This window comes from Marinobacter sp. EVN1 (assembly GCF_000475375.1).
In the GTDB taxonomy this organism is placed as follows: domain Bacteria; phylum Pseudomonadota; class Gammaproteobacteria; order Pseudomonadales; family Oleiphilaceae; genus Marinobacter; species Marinobacter nauticus.
Genome location: NZ_AXCB01000012.1, coordinates 21,249 through 41,553 on the forward strand (window position 1 = coordinate 21,249; position 20,305 = coordinate 41,553).

Genomic DNA, 20,305 nt, shown 5'->3' on the forward strand with positions numbered 1-20,305 from the left:
GCAAAGGAACCTTTCTCGATGGGTGAGTTAGCCAAAGAGATCCTGCCGGTCAATATTGAAGACGAGTTGAAACAGTCCTACCTCGACTACGCCATGAGCGTTATCGTTGGCCGGGCATTACCCGATGTCCGGGACGGCCTGAAGCCGGTACACCGCCGGGTGCTGTTCGCCATGTCCGAGTTGGGTAACGACTGGAACAAGGCCTACAAGAAGTCCGCCCGTGTGGTGGGTGACGTTATCGGTAAATATCACCCCCACGGTGACTCTGCGGTATACGACACCATCGTTCGAATGGCCCAGCCATTCTCCCTGCGCTACCCGCTGGTAGACGGCCAGGGTAACTTCGGTTCCATCGACGGCGACAATGCCGCCGCCATGCGTTACACCGAAATCCGCATGGAGAAGATCGCCCATTCGCTGCTGGCGGATCTCGACAAGGAAACCGTCGATTACGTAGACAACTACGACGGCACCGAACGTATTCCGGAAGTCCTGCCGACCCGTGTGCCTAACCTGCTAGTGAACGGCTCCTCCGGTATTGCCGTGGGTATGGCGACCAATATTCCACCCCACAACCTGACGGAAGTGGTGAACGGCTGCCTGGCACTGATCGATAACCCGGATCTCACGGTCGATGAGCTGATGGAATTCATCCCGGGCCCGGACTTCCCCACCCAGGGCATCATCAATGGCCGTGCCGGTATCGTGGAAGCCTACCGCACAGGACGTGGCCGCATTTATATCCGTGCCCGCCACGAGATTGAGCAGGACAAGAAGACCGGCCGCGAATCCATCATCATCACCGAGCTGCCTTACCAACTGAACAAGGCCCGTCTGATCGAGAAGATCGCGGAACTGGTGAAGGAAAAGCGCCTGGAGGGTATCTCCGAGCTGCGTGATGAATCGAACAAGGAAGGTATCCGGGTTGTGATCGAATTGCGCCGGGGCGAGAACCCGGATGTGATCATCAACAATCTGTTCGCCCAGACTCAGCTGGAAACCGTGTTCGGTATCAACATGGTGGCGCTGATCAACGGCGAGCCCAAGACCCTGAACCTGAAAGAAATGCTCGATGCGTTTGTGCGTCATCGTCGGGAAGTGGTCACCCGCCGCACCATTTATGAGCTGCGCAAGGCTCGTGAGCGGGGCCATATTCTGGAAGGTCTCACCGTTGCCCTGGCCAACATTGATGAAATCATCGAGTTGATCAAACAGTCGCCCTCTGCTGCAGAAGCGAAAGAAAAGCTGATGGACAAGGGCTGGGCGCCTGGCGACGTACTCGCGATGTTGGAGCGTGCAGGTGAAGATGCTTGCCGCCCGGATGATTTGCCGGAGATTTATGGCCTCCGAGAAGGCCTGTACCACCTGTCGCCGGAGCAGGCCCAGGCGATTCTGGATCTGCGACTGCACCGCCTGACCGGTCTGGAAACCGAAAAGCTCCAGAACGAGTACAAGGAAATCCTGGAGAAGATTGCCGATCTGCTGGATATCCTGGGCGACCCCGAGCGTCTGATGCAGGTGATTCGTGACGAACTGGCAGAAATTGTCAGCCAGTATGGCGATGAGCGCCGTACCGAGATCACCAGCTCCCGTCGCGACCTGACCATCGCAGACCTGATCGACGAAGAAGATCTGGTGGTGACTATTTCCCACAGTGGCTATGCCAAGACCCAGGCCGTTGAGGATTACCAGGCCCAGCGCCGTGGTGGCCGGGGTAAAGCGGCAACGTCGATGAAGGACGAAGACTTTATCGAGAAGCTGCTGGTTGCGAATTCCCACGACACCATTCTGTGCTTCTCCAACAAGGGTAAGGTGTACTGGCTGCGGGTGTTCGAGATTCCCCGCGGCAGCCGTGGCTCCCGTGGTCGCCCCATGGTCAACATTCTGCCGCTGGACGAAGGAGAGCGTATTACCACCTTCCTGCCGGTACGGGATTACCCGGAAGATCAGTTTGTGCTGATGGCCACCTCGGCCGGTGTGGTCAAGAAGACACCGCTGCCGAACTTCTCGCGCCCACGCAGCAGTGGCCTGATTGCCCTGAATCTCGATGAGGGTGACACCCTGATTGGTGCCGCCATTACAGATGGTTCTGCCGAAGTGATGCTGTTCTCCAGTGCCGGTAAAGCGGTGCGCTTCCAGGAAGAGCAGGTTCGCCCGATGAGCAGGACGGCTCGTGGTGTCCGCGGTATCAAGATGCCGGAAGGGCACCATGTCGTGTCCCTGATCATTCCGCAGGAAGGCGGTGTGATTCTGACGGCCAGTGAGCATGGTTATGGCAAGCGCACGGCCATTGATGAATTCCCGGCCTACAGTCGTGGCAGTCAGGGCGTTATCGCCATGCAGTGCTCCGAGCGAAACGGTAATCTGGTGACTGCGCTGCAACTGTTTGATGGCGACCAGATGATGCTGATCTCCGACAAGGGCACACTGGTGCGTACCCGCACTGATGAGGTGTCGGTACTGAGCCGGAATACCCAGGGCGTGCGTCTGATCCGTCTGGCCCAGGAAGATGAGCGCCTGGTGGGTGTGGAGCGGATTGCAGAATCCGATGATGAAGAAGAAGTGGAAGGCGAGGAAACCGAAGAATGAGCAGGGCGTTCAATTTCTGTGCTGGTCCGGCCACCTTGCCGGAAGCTGTGCTGAAGCAGGCCCAGAGCGAAATGCTCGATTGGCGGGGCACCGGCATGTCGGTGATGGAGATGAGTCATCGCAGCGATGAGTTTGTTGCCATTGCAGAAGCGGCTGAGAAGGATCTCCGTGAATTGGCCGGTATTTCAGATGATTACGCTGTACTCTTCATGCAGGGTGGAGCTTCCAGCCAGTTCTCGACCATTCCGCTGAATCTGCTTGGTGACAAGGCCTCGGCCGATTACGTGAACACCGGTATCTGGTCGAAAAAGGCCATTGCCGAAGCCAAGCGCTACGGTAATGTGAATGTGGTTGCCAGCTCTGAAGACAGCGGGTTTACCACCATTCCGGATCAGTCCGGCTGGAATACCAGTGCCGATGCCGCTTACCTGCATTACACGCCGAACGAAACCATCGGTGGTCTGGAATACGATTTTATTCCGGACAGTGGCAATGTGCCGCTGGTGGCGGATATGTCTTCCACCATGCTGTCCCGGCCGCTGGATATCAGCAAATTCGGTCTGATCTATGCCGGCGCCCAGAAGAACATCGGCCCCTCGGGCCTGGTGGTGGTAATTATCCGTAAGGATCTCCTGGGTAAGGCCCGGAAAGAGACGCCGACCATGATGAACTATCAGGTCATCGCCGATAACGGCTCCATGTACAACACCCCGGCGACCTATTCCTGGTACCTGTCCGGGCTGGTGTTCAAGTGGCTGAAAGAGCAGGGCGGTGTTCAAGCCATGGGCGAGATGAACGCCCGGAAAGCAAAGAAGCTGTATGGTTTCATTGATGGCAACGATTTCTACGCCAACCCCATTGAACCACGCTTCCGCTCCTGGATGAACGTACCGTTCACTCTGGCCGATGATGCGCTTAATGCTGAATTTCTGAAAGGCGCTGAAGCCCGGCATCTGCTCAACCTGCAGGGCCACCGTTCGGTCGGTGGTATGCGTGCCAGCATCTACAACGCCATGCCGGAAGAAGGTGTCGACGCACTGATCGACTACATGGCGGAATTTGCGAAGGAGCGCGGCTGATCATGACGGATGAGAAGACCCGCCTGGGGGAATTAAGGGAGGAGATCGACGCCCTTGATCAGCAGATCATGGAGCTGATCAGTGCCCGGGCGAAATGTGCGCAGGAAGTGGCCCATGTCAAATTGGCGGCCAATCCCGGTGAGGATGTATTCTTTTACCGGCCTGAGCGCGAAGCTCAGGTGTTGCGCCGGATCAAGGAAAAGAATCCGGGGCCTTTGCCCGCTGAAGAGATGGCGCGGCTGTTCCGTGAGATCATGTCGGCTTGCCTGGCGCTGGAAAAGCCCATGCATATTGCCTTCCTGGGCCCGGTAGGCACCTTCACCCAGGCGGCGGCGCTCAAACACTTCGGCCACTCTGTCGTCAGCGTGCCGCTGCCTGCGATTGATGCGGTATTCCGCGAGGTAGAATCCGGTGCGGCGCATTACGGTGTGGTGCCGGTTGAGAATTCCACTGAGGGTATGATCAATCACACCCTCGATATGTTCATGTCTTCGCCGTTGAAAATCTGCGGTGAGGTGCAGCTTCGCATTCATCATCATCTGCTGGTATCGCCGAAGCACAAGGATGAGGAAATTACCCGCATCTATTCCCATCAACAGTCGTTCGCCCAGTGCCGGCAGTGGCTGGATACACATCGCTACGGTATTGAGCGTATTACCGTTTCCAGCAATGCCGAGGCGGCGCGCCGCGCGGCTGAAGAGCCGGGCGCGGCGGCGATTGCCGGAGATATGGCGGCGGAGCTGTACGGTCTGGAAAAGCTGGCTAACAGCATTGAGGATCGCCCGGACAATACCACCCGCTTCCTGATCATTGGGCGGGAAGAGGTGCCGGCCAGTGGCCAGGACAAGTCCTCGATTCTGGTCTCCATGCGCAACAAACCGGGCGCTCTGTATCAGCTGCTGGAGCCGTTCCACCGTCACGGCATCAGTCTGACACGGATTGAAACGCGGCCTTCGCCCAGTGGCACCTGGGCTTATGTTTTCTACATTGATTTCGAAGGTCACATGCAGGATGACAGGATCAGCAAGGTACTGGCTGAAATTGATGAAGAAGCCGTGGAGCTGAAGCGCCTGGGGTCCTATCCCATCGGCGTACTTTGATTTCGAATGTCGATCCTGAGGAGAGTTCAATGGCAGTGGATTACCAGAGTCTTGCGGTAAAAGGTGTTCAGGCTCTGTCTCCGTACCAGCCCGGCAAGCCGATTGAAGAGCTGGCCCGGGAGTTGGGATTGAATCCGTCGGAGATCATCAAGCTGGCCAGCAATGAGAACCCGCTTGGGCCGAGTGAGAAAGCGGTATCGGCCGCCCGAAATGCCCTCGATGAAATGTGCCTGTACCCGGACGGCAATGGCTTTGATCTGAAGCAGGCTCTGGCTCGTCGCTTTGGCGTGGAAATGAGCCAGATCACCCTCGGTAATGGTTCCAACGATGTGCTGGAAGTCATTGCCCGGTGTTTCGCCGACTCTGATAGCGAAGTGGTGTTCTCCCAGTATGCCTTCGCGGTTTACCCGCTGGTAACCCAGGCGATTGGCGCCCGAGGTGTGGCGGTGCCTGCAAAAGACTGGGGGCACGATCTGGATGCCATGGCCGATGCGGTGACCGAGCGCACCAAGCTGGTGTTTGTTGCTAATCCGAATAATCCCACCGGTACCGTGCACACCGCCGATGCGATTGAAGCGTTTCTGGATCGTATCCCTGAACAGGTTTTGATTGTTCTGGATGAAGCCTACTGCGAATACCTTGTTGGTGACGAGTACCCGGATGGTATTCGACTGCTGGACAAATACCCGAACCTGATTGTCTGCCGCACCTTTTCCAAGGCGTGGGGGCTTGCAGCGTTGCGAGTGGGCTACAGCATCAGTTCTCCGGCCATTGCTGACATCCTGAACCGGGTTCGCCAGCCATTCAATGTCGATACCGTTGCCCTGGCGGCGGCCACAGCAGTTCTTGAGGATGAGGCCTATCTGCAGAAATCCCGGGAGGTGAACGAAGCCGGCCTGCAACAACTGGCGGAAGGCTTCGATCGCATGGGGCTTTCCTACATCCCTTCGGCAGGCAACTTCATTGCCGTGGAAGTGGGTGAGCCAGCCGCCGGTATCTATCAGGCCTTGTTGGCCCATGGCGTGATTGTTCGGCCCGTCGCTGGTTATGGCATGCCCCGGCACCTGCGTGTGTCGGTCGGCCTTCCGCAAGAAAATGAACGTTTTCTTGATGCGCTGGCTGAGGCATTGGCGTCAGCAGGGCTGGGGGCATGAAGTGACAGTTCCGAGTGCGCCTTTTCGTCGGGTTGCGGTTATCGGCCTGGGGCTGATTGGCGGTTCTCTGGCCAGCGCCATACGCACGCAACAGCTTGCGGGAATGGTGACCGGTTTTGATACCCGTCAGGATGAACTGGCTCTCGGCGTTGAACTGGGTGTAATAGACGAGGCTGCGGATTCCATCGAGCAGGCCGTAAAGGGCAGTGATCTGGTGGTGTTGGCCGTTCCGGTGCGGGCCACCCGTGCGGTGCTGGAACAAATTCGGCCCGTTCTCGAAGAGGGCGCCATTCTTTCTGATGTGGGTAGTACCAAGTCCAGTTTTGTCTCCGATGTGGAGGCAGTGTTTGGTGAGCTGCCGCCATGGGTAATACCCGGCCATCCCATTGCCGGTTCCGAGAAGAGCGGTATCCGTGCGGCCCGGCCCGATCTCTTTGCCAATCACAAGGTGATCCTGACGCCAGCGCAAAATGCCGACCAAGATGGCCTGAATCGTTTGCGGACCGTCTGGGAAGGTGCCGGTGCGACCGTGCTTACCATGTCGGTGGGGTATCACGATGAGGTGCTCGCGGCCACCAGCCATTTACCCCACCTGATCGCTTTTTCGCTGGTAGACACTCTGGCGGGCGAAGATGAGAATATGGATATCTTCCGATATGCCGCAGGTGGGTTCCGTGATTTTACCCGGATTGCCGCAAGCGATCCGGTGATGTGGCACGACATTTTTCTCTCCAATCGGGATGCCGTACTCCGGGTAATAGACCACTTTACCGAAGATCTGGATCAACTCCGCGCTGCCATTGCCTGTGGCGATGGTGCCACGTTGCTCAGGGTTTTCAGCCGTGCCAAGGCGGCGCGGGAACATTTTTCCAAAATGCTTTCAGGACAGGCGTACGTGACTAACAACAGCGATAAACAGGTGACTTTCCAAATGCAGCCGGGCGGCACCGTGAGAGGTGACATCCGGGTTCCGGGCGACAAGTCCATGTCTCACCGTTCCATCATGCTCGGTGCCCTGGCTGAGGGGACAACCGAAGTGAAGGGCTTCCTGGAGGGGGAGGACAGTCTTGCCACCCTGCAGGCGTTCCGGGATATGGGCGTCACCATCGAAGGTCCGGATGACGGCTTCGTGCGCATTCACGGCGTCGGTATGAAAGGCCTGCAGGCGCCCCGTGGCCCGTTGTATCTGGGTAACTCGGGTACGGCCATGCGCCTGTTTGCCGGATTGCTGGCCGCTCAGCCCTTCGATTCTGAGCTCACGGGCGATGCCAGTTTGTCGAAGCGGCCTATGGGGCGCGTGGCAGATCCACTGCGTGCCATGGGAGCGGTCATCGACACCGGTGAGGGTGGTCGGCCGCCGTTGAAGATTCGGGGTGGACATGCACTCACGGGCATTCATTACGAAATGCCGGTGGCCAGTGCCCAGGTGAAATCCTGCCTGCTGCTGGCGGGACTCTACGCTGAGGGTGTTACCTCGGTGACCGAGCCGGCGCCAACCCGGGATCATACCGAGCGCATGCTGGAGGGTTTCGGTTACCACGTTCACCGCGACGGTGCGACTGCCAGTGTCACCGGTGGAGGCAAACTGTCTGCTTGCGCCATTGATGTGCCGGCTGATATTTCCTCGGCCGCGTTTTTCCTGGTGGCGGCCAGTATTGCCGAAGATTCTGACCTGACGCTTCGCCACGTTGGCATGAACCCCACCCGTGTAGGTGTAATCAATATCCTGAAACAGATGGGTGCCAACATTGAAGTGTTCAATGAGAAGGTCATCGGTGGAGAGCCGGTAGCCGATCTTCGGGTGCAGTCAGCCCGTCTGAAGGGCATCGACATTCCGGAAGAGCAGGTACCACTGGCCATTGATGAGTTCCCTGTATTGTTCATCGCTGCTGCCTGCGCCAAAGGGCGCACCGTATTGCGCGGCGCCGAGGAGCTTCGGGTGAAAGAGAGTGACCGGATTCAGGTAATGGCGGACGGTCTCAAGGCTCTGGGCGTGGAAACCACCGTGACACCCGACGGCATCATCATAGATGGCGGCCAGGAAATCGGCGGCGGTACCGTGGAAAGCCATGGTGATCATCGCATTTCCATGTCGTTTGCGGTGGCATCATTGCGCGCAACCGGACCTATCCGGATCAACGATTGCGCCAACGTGGCTACATCGTTCCCGGGTTTTGTTGATCTGGCATTGCAGACAGGAATTCGAATTAACGCAGAAGGTAGTGATTGATGAGTAATAGCAAGGCACCGGTAATTACGGTTGACGGCCCTGGCGGTTCTGGCAAGGGTACCGTTACCCAGATGTTAGCCCGCAAACTGGGCTGGCATCTGCTCGACAGTGGTGCCTTGTATCGGCTGACGGCCCTGGCGGCTGCCCGCCAAGGGGTTGCGCTGGACGACGAGCCGGCACTGGTTCGGGTTGCCGCAGGGCTCGATGTTGCGTTCATGCCGACGCCTCCGGGTGAGCCTGCGAAGGTTCTGTTGGCCGGGGAAGATGTTACCTCCGAAATCCGCACCGAGACCTGCGGTGATAACGCGTCAAAAGTCGCCGTCATGCAACCGGTGCGCGATGCCTTGTTGCAGCGCCAGCGGGATTTCCGGGTGGCGCCCGGGCTGGTGGCCGATGGCCGCGATATGGGTACGGTGGTCTTTCCGGATGCACCGGTCAAAATCTTCCTGACCGCCAGTGCCGAGGAGCGGGCCCGCAGGCGCTACAATCAGTTGAAGGAAGCAGGTGTCGATGTTAACATTGACGCCCTTTTAGAGGAGATACGGGTACGTGACGAGCGGGATATGAACCGTTCTGCGGCCCCCCTCAAGCCTGCAGATGATGCGCAAGTCATTGATTCTACGGGTTTGAGTATCGAAGAGGTGTTAGACAGGTGTATGGCCGCAGCAGGTCAGGCCTGACTACACCTTTTTGTCGTTGAAATGCCGGAACAGCGTACTCTGCCAGCCGCTGGCTGATTCCGGACATCGTTAACAGACCGTGTTGCTGGTGACACGGAGCACACTTGCGTTGATCATATAGGGCACATAATGAGCGAGAGCTTTGCGGATCTTTTTGAAGAAAGTCTAAAAGAAATTGACATGCAACCGGGTTCCATCGTCCAGGGAACCGTAGTTGACGTCGACAACGACTGGGTCACCGTTAACGCCGGACTGAAGTCCGAAGGCGTTATCCCCGCCTCCCAGTTCCTGAACGAAAAAGGCGAGTTGGAAGTAGCTGTCGGCGATGTTGTCGATGTGGCTCTCGATGCAGTTGAAGACGGTTTCGGTGAAACCCGTCTGTCCCGTGAAAAGGCCAAGCGCGCTGAAGCGTGGAAGGTTCTCGAGAAGTCCTTCGAAGCTGAGGAAGTGGTCAAGGGTATTATCAATGGCAAGGTCAAAGGTGGTTTCACTGTTGATCTGGCCGGCATCCGTGCCTTCCTGCCGGGTTCCCTGGTAGACGTTCGTCCGGTTCGCGACACTGCGCACCTGGAGAACAAAGAGCTTGAATTCAAGGTTATCAAGCTGGACCAGAAGCGTAACAACGTGGTTGTTTCCCGCCGCGCCGTTCTGGAAGCTGAAAACAGCGAGCAGCGTGAAGCTCTGCTGGAAACCCTGACCGAAGGTCTGGAAATCAAGGGTATCGTCAAGAACCTGACCGACTACGGTGCATTCGTAGACCTGGGCGGTGTTGACGGCCTGCTGCACATCACTGATATGGCCTGGAAGCGCATCAAGCATCCGAGCGAAATCGTGAATGTGGGCGACGAAATCAATGTTAAAGTCCTGAAGTTTGACCGTGAGCGCAACCGTGTGTCTCTGGGTCTGAAGCAGCTGGGCGAAGATCCCTGGGTCGACATCAAAGGTCGTTACCCGGAAGGTTCCAAGGTTACTGCTCGCGTAACCAACCTGACCGACTACGGCTGCTTTGCCGAGCTGGAAGAGGGTGTTGAAGGTCTGGTCCACGTATCCGAAATGGATTGGACCAACAAGAACATCCATCCGTCCAAGGTTGTTCAGGTAGGTGACGAAGTAGAAGTGATGATCCTGGATATTGACGAAGAGCGTCGTCGTATCTCTCTGGGCATCAAGCAGTGCGTTGCCAACCCGTGGGAAGATTTCTCCAGCAACTTCAACAAGGGCGACCGTATCTCCGGCAAGATCAAGTCCATCACGGACTTCGGTATCTTCATCGGCCTGGACGGTGGCATCGATGGTCTGGTTCACCTGTCTGACATCAGCTGGAACGAGACTGGCGAAGAAGCCGTTCGCGAATACAAGAAGGGCGACGAAGTTGAAACCGTTATCCTGTCTGTTGATCCAGAGCGTGAGCGCATCTCCCTGGGCATCAAACAGCTGGAAAGCGATCCGTTTGCCGAGTTCGTTCAGCTGAACGACAAGGGCTCCATCGTTAAGGGCACCGTATCTGCGGTTGACGCCAAAGGCGCCACCATTGCCCTGAACGAAGAAGTTGAAGCGGTACTGAAAGCCTCTGAAATCAGCCGTGACCGCGTAGAAGACGCGCGTAACGTTCTGAAGGAAGGCGAAGAAGTTGAAGCGAAGATCATCAGCATCGATCGCAAAAACCGCGTGATCAACCTGTCTGTCAAGTCCAAAGACGTTGAGGACGACAAGCAGGCCCTGGAAAACGTACGCAGTAAGGCTGCAGAATCCTCAGGTGCCACCACTATCGGTGACCTGATCAAGGAGCAGATGCAGCAGCAGAACGCTAACAAGGACTAAGTTTCCGGTTGGTATCAAAAAAACGGGCTCTAAGAGCCCGTTTTTTTTGTGTTTTTTTCTGGTTTGGCTAAACTAGAGGCATTGGAACCCGGTAATTTGCTGCGGAATAATAACGACAGAGGGAAAAGCCTCATGACGAAGTCCGAACTGGTTGAACTGATCGCCTCGAAGCAGACTCAGCTCTCCGTAAAGGATGTTGAGCTCGCGGTGAAAAGCATCATCGAGCATATGTCTCAGTCCCTTGCCGACGGCCAGCGAATTGAGATCCGTGGATTTGGCAGTTTTTCCCTGCATCATCGGGCTGCCCGCACCGGACGTAACCCGAAAACCGGCGACGCCGTGCAGCTGCCTGCCAAGTTTGTGCCGCACTTCAAGCCCGGCAAAGAGCTTAGGGAGCAGGTGAACGACAGCATGAAGAAAGGTTTCTGAGGCCCCGAGAAGGCAATTAATACACGAAACCTCACATACCGGGCATCTGACCCGTTGGGAGCGCTTAAGACATGGCAGGACTGCGGAAGATCCTAATTACCTTGCTGGTTCTGGTTCTGATTCTTCTGGCGCTGGTGTTTTCCCTGAATAATCAGATGGCGGTCTCGCTCAACTTCCTGTTGTTCGAAACCCAGCCCCATGGCGTTGCTGTCTGGATCATCATGGCGTTTGTGATTGGTGCACTGGTTGGGGTGCTTGTGACTACCATGGCTACCGTCCGGACGTCTGTATCGCGCCGTCATCTGCAGAAGCGTCTTGAGCGGACAGAGCACGCACTCGAAAAATCCAGGGCACAAAACGACCGGGCACTTTGATGGACATGCTGTTTCAGTGGCTGCTTCTGACGGCGGCCGTTGCCGCTGGCTGGGCTGTAGGTCGATACGGAAACCGCTCTGGCCGCGCCTCCCGAGCCATTATGGACGAGGATTCCGTTCGGGACCGTCTGCAGTTTCTCTTTACCAACTACTCTGATCAGGCCGTCGAGAACTTCGTTCAATCCCTTGCCGTCAACAAAGACACCGTCAGCTTGCATCTCTCCATTGGCAGCCATTTCCGGAACAAGGGAGAGACAGACCGCGCCATTCTGATTCACCAGAATCTTCTTGCCAGGCCTGAGCTGCCGGCCCGTTATTCGCCCCAGGTTACCCAGGAACTGGCAATGGACTATCTGAATGCCGGATTGCTCGACCGGGCCGAAGCATTGTTTCACCAGTTGATGGGCGACCGCGAGTACGGGCGTCGCTCAGCCATTGCGTTGATCGAGCTCTATCAGCAGGAGAGAGAGTGGGAGAAGGCGGCCCAGGTGGCAAAAACCCTCACTCGTGGTGATGCGGATCCTGCTACCTTCAAGGCGCTGGCCTACATTACCTGCGAATTGTCTGATAGCGCCCTGAGCCGTAACGACGACCGCTGGACAGCGCAGAAGCTGGCGAAAGAGGCGCTGGATTACGACCGCTCCTGTGTGCGGGCAACCCTGCTGCTGATGAAGCTCCAGATTCGGCAGGGCAATTTTCGGGAGGCGGCAAATCAGTCCCTGAAAATTTTCGACCAGAATCCGGAGTTCGGTCCGGAAGCGATAGACCGATTGATGAAGCTGGAGCGTGAGCATGGTGATGTTTCACGCCTTTATAAAAAGCTTCGTAAGCTCTATGAGCAGTATCCCAGTACCAGCCTGCTGCTGGCCCTGGTGGAGTCAGTTGAGCGTTCCTCCGGCCGGCCGGCGGCCATTGATCTACTGCGCATGGAGCTGGAGACCAGGCCCTCCGTGCGAGGGCTTTTGCGGTTGGTGGAGATGGCGGGCTATGAAAAAGGCATGACCACCGATGAAGGGCGCCTTGTCAGCAGAATAGGGCACCTGATTCTCGCCAACCGCCCGGTCTACCGTTGCGTAAGCTGCGGATTCTCCGGCCAACAGTTACACTGGCTGTGCCCAAGCTGCAAACAGTGGGAAACCGTGCGTCCCATTCAGGGCGTAGAGGCGGAATAACCTCGCTTTGACCCATCCCGATTACCTTTCTACCTACCCAGGAACCTGAACGTGCAAAACCTGAATGACCCGAAAATCATCGTCGCGCTCGACTTTCCTTCCCAGAATCCCGCCTTGGCCCTGGCTGATCAGCTTGATCCGGCAAAATGCCGCCTGAAAGTGGGCAAGGAGCTGTTTACGCGCTCAGGCCCGGATCTGGTAAAAGCGCTCCAGAGTCGCGGGTTTGATATTTTCCTGGATCTGAAATTTCACGATATCCCTAATACCACCTCGGCTGCTGTGGCTGCCGCTGCAGAGCTGGGCGTGTGGATGGTGAATGTGCATGCCTCAGGGGGCGAGAAGATGATGGTAGCCTGCCGAGAGCGCCTGGAATCGTTCGGCAATGATCGCCCGCTCCTGATCGCGGTTACCGTGTTGACCAGCATGTCTGACGAGGACCTTGCTGGTATCGGTATTACCGGTTCGGCAGAAGCCCATGTTTCCCGTCTGGCAACCCTGACCAAAAACAGCGGCCTGGACGGCGTGGTTTGCTCGGCTCAGGAAGCCCCGCGTCTGAAAGCGGAGCAGGGCAGTGACTTCCAACTGATCACGCCGGGAATTCGACCGCTGACCGCAGACAAAGGGGACCAGCAACGCATCATGACCCCGACCGATGCCCTTAAGGCTGGATCTGACTACCTGGTGATTGGTCGCCCGATTACCCAGGCGCCGGACCCCTTGGCTGCTTTGAAAGCTATCTATGCCGAGGTGGTTTCATCTTGATGTCTGGTTTGGGGTTAGTTATCGATTCCTAGCCTGCTAGTTTGGTGCGGGCGCCATGGATGGTGTTCCCTCCCGAAAACCGCTACGAGCACATCCATGTGCGCTTCTCTCCGGCCATCCATGGCCTCCGACATTTTCGGGAGGGAACACCATCCATAGCACATCATCCATAGTGGTAACGCTAACTAAATAGAACGGAGAAGCTTGCTGTTGTTTTTTCAGCATTGAAGTTCGATGGTTTCTGATGTGTGTTTATCAGGTACTTAATGCACGCAGTTTTTTGACTATTACGCCTTGGCTTGATTGGTGTGATGGGAAGTCCTTTCCAAAAATTTCGGAGGCCATGGATGGCCGGAGAGAAGCGCACATGGATGTGCTTGTAGCGGTTTTTGGAAAGGACTTCCCATCACGCCACGGCTTATTACAAGCAGGCTGGGTTCGGTGCCTTGAGCATAGCGTAACGCACGAAAAAGCCCGCTAATTCAGAGAACTAGCGGGCTTTCGAAATAGTGGCTCCCCGAGCTGGGCTCGAACCAGCGACAAACGGATTAACAGTCCGTTGCTCTACCAACTGAGCTATCGGGGAACGTCGTCGTGTGACGAGGCGCGTATATTATGTTGGCCATACCGCCCCGTCAACCCCTCAGCTTAAAATTTTAGCCAAGAGCCTTCTGCAAACGCTCGACCGCCTTCTGCAGGTTATCCATGCTGGTGGCAAAGCTCAGCCGCATGTGCCCCGGGCAGCCAAACGCAGAGCCCGGAACCAGAGCCACGCCGGCTTCGGTCAGCAGCTTCTCGGCGAATTCCACATCGGTGCTCACGCCGTCAGTGGCATCGATGGCACCCTGGAAACTCGGGAAGACATAAAACGTGCCGTCACCGTTCAGGCAGTCCACACCAGGCAGCTTGTTCAGGGCCGCTACCAACCAGTCGTGACGTTCCCTGAAAGCCTTGACCATCTCGCCCACGCACGCCTGATCGCCGTCCAGAGCGGCTGTTGCGGCGGCCTGGGAGATAGAGCAGGGGTTCGAGGTGCTCTGAGACTGGATCTTCTTCATGGCACCGATGATTTTTGCCGGGCCAGCGGCATAGCCGATACGCCAGCCAGTCATGGAGTAGGCCTTGGAGACACCGTTCAGTACGAAGGTGCGGTCATACAGCTCCGGGCAAGCGTTCAGGATGTTGCAGAACGGCTTGCCAGTCCACAGGATCGGCTCGTACATATCGTCGGTGGCAATCATGATGTTCGGGTGCTTTTTAAGCACCTCACCGATGGCCTGCAGCTCTTCCATGGTGTAAGCCATGCCACTGGGGTTGGACGGGCTGTTGATCACGAACAGGCGGGTGCGCTCAGTAATGGCGTTTTCCAGCTGTTCCGGCGTGATCTTGAAGCGAGTCTCTGCGGTGGTTTCGATGATCACCGGTTTGCCTTCGGCCACCAGCACCATATCCGGGTAGGAAACCCAGTAGGGTGCGGGAATGATGGCCTCGTCGCCTTCATTCAGTGTCGCCAGGGCGAGGTTGAAAAAGCTCTGTTTGCCACCACTGCTTACCAGTATCTGGTTGGCTTCGTATTCCAGGCCGTTGTCCCGTTTGAACTTCGCAATAATCGCTTTCTTCAGCGCGGGCGTACCATCCACGGCGGTGTACTTGGTCTGGCCGTTGTTGATGGCGTCGATAGCCGCCTGTTTGATGTGATCGGGGGTGTCGAAGTCAGGCTCGCCAGCACCGAGGCCAATAATGTCTTGGCCGGCCGCACGGAGTTCAGCGGCTTTATTGGTAACTGCGAGGGTGGGGGAAGGCTTGATCGCCTGTACTCGGCTGGAAAGTTGAAGGTCCAAACTTGAGCTCCTTAAAGCTGCGTCTTATTGGGCTGCGATCGGCCGGGCAACTGGAGCCAAAGTTACTGGCTGATTTTTCACCCAGCCGTCGATCGCACAGATGGTATCATGAAGCTGCCAGAACGCTAAATTTCTTGAGGATGCGACGCAAATATTCCGTCGTTTCCGGTGTCCGGAGGTTAAAACGCCAGATATGGCCAACAAAGCATCCAGTGCAAGGGAAGGGGCTTTTCGCGTCGACTCGCCCTACCAACCTGCCGGCGACCAGCCCAAAGCGATTGCGGGACTGGTAGATGGCATTGAATCCGGGCTTGCCCATCAAACGCTGCTCGGGGTAACCGGCTCTGGCAAGACTTTCACCATTGCCAATGTGGTTCAGCAGGTTCAGCGGCCAACCATCATCATGGCCCACAACAAGACCCTGGCAGCCCAGCTCTATGGCGAGTTCAAGGAGTTCTTCCCCGATAACGCGGTGGAGTACTTCGTCTCCTACTACGATTACTACCAGCCGGAGGCCTACGTACCGTCTTCCGATACCTTTATCGAAAAAGACGCCTCCATCAATGAGCACATTGAGCAGATGCGGCTGTCGGCCACCAAGGCTTTGCTGGAGCGGCCGGATGCCATCATTGTCGCGACGGTTTCTTCCATCTACGGTCTGGGTGATCCGCAGTCCTATCTGAAAATGATGTTGCACCTGGACCGGGGTGACCAGATGGATCAACGGTATATCCTGCGCCGGCTGGCCGAACTGCAGTACACCCGCAATGACATCGAGTTCCACCGCGCCAATTATCGGGTACGGGGCGATGTGATTGATGTCTTCCCGGCAGAATCCGAGAAGGAAGCCATTCGCATCGAGTTGTTCGATGATGAGGTGGAGAATCTGAGCTATTTTGACCCGCTTACGGGAGAGGTGCTCAGGCGGGTGCCGCGGGTGACCATCTATCCGAAGTCCCACTATGTCACGCCCCGGCAGACCGTGCTGGATGCGGTCGAGCACATCAAGCAGGAGCTGGATGTGCGGCTGCAGCAGTTGCGGGATAACAACCGGTTGGTGGAAGCCCAGCGGTTGGAGGAGCGTACCCGCTACGACATCGAGATGATGCTGGAGCTGGGCTACTGCAATGGTATTGAGAACTACTCCCGCTACCTCTCCGGGCGGAATCCCGGCGAAGCGCCACCCACGCTGTTTGATTACCTGCCGCCCAACGCCTTGCTGGTAGTGGACGAGTCCCACGTGACCATTCCTCAGATTGGTGCCATGTACAAGGGTGACCGGTCCCGTAAGGAAACCCTGGTGGAGTACGGTTTCCGTCTGCCTTCCGCCCTGGATAACCGCCCTATGCGCTTTGAGGAGTGGGAGCGAATTGCGCCCCAGATGATCTTTGTTTCGGCCACCCCGGGTAATTATGAGGCGGAGCATGCCGGCCAGGTGGTTGAGCAGGTGGTGCGACCGACCGGGCTGCTGGACCCCGAGATTGAGGTTCGGCCAGCCTCTACCCAGGTGGACGATCTGCTGTCCGAGATTCACAAGCGCGTGGGGGTGAATGAGCGGGTGCTGGTCACAACGCTCACTAAGCGTATGGCTGAGGACCTGACCGACTTCCTGATGGAGCACGACATCCGCGTGCGTTATCTGCATTCAGATATCGATACCGTGGAGCGAGTGGAGATTATTCGGGATCTGCGGCGGGGTGAGTTCGATGTTCTGGTGGGTATTAACCTGCTACGGGAAGGACTGGATATGCCGGAAGTATCGCTGGTAGCGATTCTGGATGCGGACAAAGAGGGCTTCCTGCGTTCAGAGCGTTCGCTGATTCAGACCATTGGCCGGGCCGCCCGTAACGTGAACGGCAAGGCCATTCTGTATGGCGACAGGATCACGGGCTCCATGCAGCGGGCCATTGATGAGACCGAGCGCCGTCGTGCCAAACAGATGGCTCATAACGAGGAGCACGGTATTACGCCCACCGGCCTCAACAAGAAGATCGCGGATATCATGGAAGGTGCCGCCGGTGGTGGTCGTGGCCGACGCAAAGCTGAGCGTCCCGGGCAGAAAGCGGCTGAGGAGGCCGAGGATTACCGCGTGAAGGTAGGGAAGCGGTCGCCGGAAGAGGTGCTCAAGGAAGTGGCGAAGCTGGAAGACGACATGTACAAAGCCGCCGCCGATCTGGATTTCGAGTCCGCAGCGCGCCTGCGGGATCAGATATCGGAACTGAAGGAAGCTGCGCTTCGTACCGGTTGATCAGCGGCGCTTGGGGCCGACAATCACCGCCGCCTGCAGGGGCTGGTTGCGGCCATAGCGGGACATCTTGTCGAACACCCGTCGGTCGATGGGCAGGTATTGCTTGTCGGCCACGGTTTCCCCTTCCTCAGTATCGATTTCCGGGTCGTGCAGATACACGAAGTCCTCGTCGATGGCACACACGGTTACCCAGTGCGGAACGCGGCTTCGGTTCAGCTGCCAGGTGCTGATCAGGATGACCGGGATGCGCCCCTCATGCAGGGCCGTCTCCATTGCTTCCAGAGTTAGCGGGTCGTGGTGCAGCTGGATTTCTGTCTGCCCGATGTCGTGTAGAAAACCTTCGTGTACCAGTTCCAGTACCCGCTTTTTGTCTTCGTTGCGAACGGTATCTTTGAATAGGGCACCTTCCTGGCTGATCCAGGCGCTGGCCTCGAAGCCCCGGTGCCAGGCAGACAATGCCAATCCGTGGGGGCCGCAACCGCCATGCCCTGCCAGCATGAAAATCGTGGTCGCTTCGCGCCAGATTTTCAGCTCCTCCAGGGTGCTCACCCGTTGCTGTTCATCCAGGGCTGCCATGGCCATGATTAATGCAGAGGGGCCGCAGGTGAACTCGGTGGTCTGGGGATAATAGGGCACCGGCAGAAATTCACGGGACGGCTCGTAGTAGAGAATCCGGCGCTCGAACCGTAAGGCATCGCCGTGGTCTTCATAATAGTCCCGGTAGGTGCCGAACTGGCGGTATCCCAGCCTGCGGTACAGGGCAATGGCCCCGGTATTGTCTTCCCGCACTTCCAGCCGCATGATGATGCGGTCGGCCTCAACGGCTTCTTTTTCTGCCTCCCGCACCAGTTGCTCGCCGACGCCCCGGCCACGTGTTGCCGGAGATACCGCAATCGAGTAGATCCTGGCCAATCGGGTGGCTGCGTTCATCAGTACCAGGCAATAGCCCACGAGATCACCATCCAGTTCCGCGATGATCAAACGGTCCCTGGGCATCTCCAGAAAGCGCCGGAAACTGCGGCGGGATATCCGGTCCTCGGTAAAACAGCGGTTTTCCAGCTGAACGAGGGCATCCAGATCACTGGCATGGGCTTGGCGGAGCATTACATCGGTCATGGTCTGGTAAACCCGGTCAACGAGAAAAAGGTAGCGCCTGGCGGGCACGCTCATTGCCGCTATTATGGTAGACAGATGCCATCCCGTCATAGCAGCGGATGATGCGTAAAAGCACGCATCTTCAGGCGATTGTCTGGCAAGGTGATGGGGCGTATTGTTGCCGGAATTATCAGGCTTTACCTTCAGGGAGGAATGCCGCTTTATGTCCCGATTGCTCATCGTTGTAGACCGCGCCAAAGACTGGGCACCGTACTACCCCAGCGAAGACGTGCTTACCTTCGATCAATACCTTCAGTTTACCGCCCCGGTTAACAGCCGCGTGCGGGTGATAAACCTGTGTCAGAGTGCCAGGTATCTGAGCCGGGGCTACTACTGTTCGTTGCTTGCGGAAGCGCGCGGGCACCACGTGGTGCCATCGGTTATGACGCTCAACGACCTGAGCCGGAAGGGACTGTTTTCGCTTGAACTCGAAGAGCTGGACAGCAGTGTCATCCAGTGGCTGGAAAAATCAGCCTCCGAAATCGATCCCGCCACCGATGACCGGGACGCCACCCATGAAGTACGAATCCGAACCTATTTTGGCCAGGCCGAACATCCAGACCTGAAGCCCGTGGCCCGTGCCCTGTTCGAGCGGTTTCCGTGCCCGATTCTGGAAGTGGTGTTCCGTCACCGCAAACAATGGCAGATCGAAACCATGAAGCCGGCGGCACCGGCGGATCTTGACGAGCGTGAGCAGGACTTGTTTGCGGCCGCCCTGGATCGCTTCAGCAGCATGATCTGGCGCAAACCGCGCACCCGTCGCCGCTACCGTTTTGATCTGGCTATGCTGGTGAACCCCGAGGAAGAGTTGCCTCCGAGCGATGAGATGGCCCTGAAGCGTTTTGAGCGTGCCGGCAGAAAGCTGGGAATTAACGTGGAGCGCATTACCCGCCGGGATTACATGCGCCTGCCGGAATATGATGGTCTGTTTATTCGTGAAACCACCGCTATTGATCACCACACCTATCGGTTTGCTCGCAAGGCAGAGGCCGAGGGGATGGTGGTAATTGACGACCCGGTGTCGATTCTGCGTTGCACCAACAAGGTGTTTCTGGCGGACCTGCTGAAAAACAACAAGGTGCCAACACCGAAAACGCTGATCCTTTCAAAGGATCAGAAGGATGCGGTACAGCAGGTGAGTAATGAACTGGGCTTTCCTGTGGTCATCAAAATTCCGGATGGCGCCTTTTCCCGTGGTGTGATCAAAGCCAAGGACGAAAAGGAACTTCGGGCAGGGCTGAAAGACCTGTTCAAACAGTCTGCGTTGGTATTGGCTCAGGAGTACTTCTACACGGATTACGATTGGCGCATTGGTGTGCTTGGCGGCCGGGCCATCTATGCCTGTAAATATCTGATGGTGAAAGGTCACTGGCAGATTTACCAGCACGGTGGTGCCACAGTGGAAAGTGGCGGTTTTGAAACCATGCCCACCTACGAGGTGCCTCGCAATGTCATCCAGGCGGCATTGAATTCGACCCGGTTGATCGGTAATGGGCTTTACGGTGTCGACATCAAACAAGCCGGGAATCGGGTGGCGGTGATTGAAGTGAATGACAACCCGAGTATCGACTCGGGTGTGGAAGACAAGTTCCTGGGCGGAGAGCTGTATACCCTGGTGATGCAGGAATTCCTGTCGCGCATGGAGGAGAACCGGCGCCGTTAAACCGGCGC

15 protein-coding genes and 1 tRNA gene are annotated in these 20,305 nt (G+C 57.0%); 13 read left to right on the forward strand and 3 right to left on the reverse strand.

The window, feature by feature from the left end:
- Window positions 1-18: 18 nt before the first annotated feature.
- The 11 genes from gyrA (at window position 19) to pyrF (ending at window position 13,390) form a co-directional block, all read left to right on the forward strand.
- Complete coding sequence (gyrA, locus tag Q674_RS25170) at window positions 19-2,589, forward strand: DNA gyrase subunit A (RefSeq protein ID WP_014421825.1); 2,571 nt, start codon at window positions 19-21, stop codon at window positions 2,587-2,589.
- Window positions 2,586-3,668 (forward strand): 3-phosphoserine/phosphohydroxythreonine transaminase, encoded by a 1,083-nt coding sequence (gene serC, locus Q674_RS25175; protein ID WP_023008142.1) that lies wholly within the window; start codon window positions 2,586-2,588, stop codon window positions 3,666-3,668. Before gyrA ends, serC begins: the two co-directional genes overlap by 4 nt.
- 2 nt (window positions 3,669-3,670) lie before the next feature.
- Window positions 3,671-4,768 carry a prephenate dehydratase gene (pheA, locus tag Q674_RS25180; RefSeq protein ID WP_023008143.1) on the forward strand — a complete coding sequence of 366 codons (1,098 nt, stop codon included), beginning with the start codon at window positions 3,671-3,673 and terminating at the stop codon, window positions 4,766-4,768.
- Window positions 4,769-4,797: 29 nt separating this feature from the next.
- The gene (gene hisC, locus Q674_RS25185; protein WP_023008144.1) at window positions 4,798-5,922 is read left to right on the forward strand and encodes a histidinol-phosphate transaminase; all 1,125 of its coding nucleotides are present in this window, start codon (window positions 4,798-4,800) and stop codon (window positions 5,920-5,922) included.
- Between the two features lies 1 nt (window position 5,923).
- Window positions 5,924-8,152, forward strand: coding sequence for a bifunctional prephenate dehydrogenase/3-phosphoshikimate 1-carboxyvinyltransferase (locus tag Q674_RS25190; protein ID WP_031209805.1), 2,229 nt, complete (start codon window positions 5,924-5,926; stop codon window positions 8,150-8,152).
- Window positions 8,152-8,832 (forward strand): (d)CMP kinase, encoded by a 681-nt coding sequence (cmk, locus tag Q674_RS25195; protein ID WP_023008146.1) that lies wholly within the window; start codon window positions 8,152-8,154, stop codon window positions 8,830-8,832. Before Q674_RS25190 ends, cmk begins: the two co-directional genes overlap by 1 nt.
- Before the next feature lie 129 nt (window positions 8,833-8,961).
- Window positions 8,962-10,653, forward strand: a complete 1,692-nt coding sequence (rpsA, locus tag Q674_RS25200) for a 30S ribosomal protein S1 (RefSeq protein WP_011784537.1) — start codon at window positions 8,962-8,964, stop codon at window positions 10,651-10,653.
- 132 nt (window positions 10,654-10,785) lie between these two features.
- Window positions 10,786-11,082, forward strand: coding sequence for an integration host factor subunit beta (locus Q674_RS25205; RefSeq protein WP_011784538.1), 297 nt, complete (start codon window positions 10,786-10,788; stop codon window positions 11,080-11,082).
- A gap of 71 nt (window positions 11,083-11,153) precedes the next feature.
- A complete protein-coding gene (locus tag Q674_RS25210) occupies window positions 11,154-11,456 on the forward strand; it encodes a LapA family protein (RefSeq protein ID WP_011784539.1) in 303 nt (100 codons plus the stop codon).
- The gene (lapB, locus tag Q674_RS25215) at window positions 11,456-12,628 is read left to right on the forward strand and encodes a lipopolysaccharide assembly protein LapB (RefSeq protein WP_023008147.1); all 1,173 of its coding nucleotides are present in this window, start codon (window positions 11,456-11,458) and stop codon (window positions 12,626-12,628) included. Before Q674_RS25210 ends, lapB begins: the two co-directional genes overlap by 1 nt.
- Window positions 12,629-12,679: 51 nt before the next feature.
- A complete protein-coding gene (pyrF, locus tag Q674_RS25220) occupies window positions 12,680-13,390 on the forward strand; it encodes an orotidine-5'-phosphate decarboxylase (RefSeq protein WP_023008148.1) in 711 nt (236 codons plus the stop codon).
- Window positions 13,391-13,900: 510 nt separating this feature from the next.
- Here pyrF and Q674_RS25225 read toward each other — a convergent pair.
- Window positions 13,901-13,976 (reverse strand) — tRNA-Asn (locus tag Q674_RS25225).
- Window positions 13,977-14,046: 70 nt separating this feature from the next.
- Entirely contained in the window at window positions 14,047-15,231 is a 1,185-nt protein-coding gene (locus Q674_RS25230; protein ID WP_023008149.1) for a pyridoxal phosphate-dependent aminotransferase, read from the reverse strand.
- A gap of 193 nt (window positions 15,232-15,424) precedes the next feature.
- Between Q674_RS25230 and uvrB the strand changes: the two genes are divergently transcribed.
- Window positions 15,425-17,479 carry an excinuclease ABC subunit UvrB gene (gene uvrB / locus Q674_RS25235; protein WP_023008150.1) on the forward strand — a complete coding sequence of 685 codons (2,055 nt, stop codon included), beginning with the start codon at window positions 15,425-15,427 and terminating at the stop codon, window positions 17,477-17,479.
- On the opposite strand, the gene rimI is transcribed toward uvrB, so the two are convergent.
- Window positions 17,480-18,595 carry a ribosomal protein S18-alanine N-acetyltransferase gene (gene rimI, locus Q674_RS25240; protein ID WP_031209807.1) on the reverse strand — a complete coding sequence of 372 codons (1,116 nt, stop codon included), beginning with the start codon at window positions 18,593-18,595 and terminating at the stop codon, window positions 17,480-17,482. It lies immediately after the preceding gene.
- Window positions 18,596-18,797: 202 nt separating this feature from the next.
- Here rimI and Q674_RS25245 point away from each other — a divergent pair, with 202 nt between their 5' ends.
- Entirely contained in the window at window positions 18,798-20,297 is a 1,500-nt protein-coding gene (locus Q674_RS25245) for a RimK family protein (RefSeq protein ID WP_014421813.1), read from the forward strand.
- Window positions 20,298-20,305 lie beyond the last annotated feature (8 nt).

What these genes read in the sequence shown, in the direction of transcription:
- pheA (WP_023008143.1), top strand. Translation starts at nt 3,671, where the DNA reads ATGACGGATGAGAAGACCCGCCTGGGGGAATTAAGGGAGGAGATCGAC.
- lapB (WP_023008147.1), top strand. Translation starts at nt 11,456, where the DNA reads ATGGACATGCTGTTTCAGTGGCTGCTTCTGACGGCGGCCGTTGCCGCT.
- rimI (WP_031209807.1), bottom strand. Translation starts at nt 18,595, where the DNA reads ATGACCGATGTAATGCTCCGCCAAGCCCATGCCAGTGATCTGGATGCC.
- uvrB (WP_023008150.1), top strand. Translation starts at nt 15,425, where the DNA reads ATGGCCAACAAAGCATCCAGTGCAAGGGAAGGGGCTTTTCGCGTCGAC.
- cmk (WP_023008146.1), top strand. Translation starts at nt 8,152, where the DNA reads ATGAGTAATAGCAAGGCACCGGTAATTACGGTTGACGGCCCTGGCGGT.
- gyrA (WP_014421825.1), top strand. Translation starts at nt 19, where the DNA reads ATGGGTGAGTTAGCCAAAGAGATCCTGCCGGTCAATATTGAAGACGAG.
- Q674_RS25245 (WP_014421813.1), top strand. Translation starts at nt 18,798, where the DNA reads ATGTCCCGATTGCTCATCGTTGTAGACCGCGCCAAAGACTGGGCACCG.
- hisC (WP_023008144.1), top strand. Translation starts at nt 4,798, where the DNA reads ATGGCAGTGGATTACCAGAGTCTTGCGGTAAAAGGTGTTCAGGCTCTG.
- Q674_RS25210 (WP_011784539.1), top strand. Translation starts at nt 11,154, where the DNA reads ATGGCAGGACTGCGGAAGATCCTAATTACCTTGCTGGTTCTGGTTCTG.
- rpsA (WP_011784537.1), top strand. Translation starts at nt 8,962, where the DNA reads ATGAGCGAGAGCTTTGCGGATCTTTTTGAAGAAAGTCTAAAAGAAATT.
- Q674_RS25205 (WP_011784538.1), top strand. Translation starts at nt 10,786, where the DNA reads ATGACGAAGTCCGAACTGGTTGAACTGATCGCCTCGAAGCAGACTCAG.
- serC (WP_023008142.1), top strand. Translation starts at nt 2,586, where the DNA reads ATGAGCAGGGCGTTCAATTTCTGTGCTGGTCCGGCCACCTTGCCGGAA.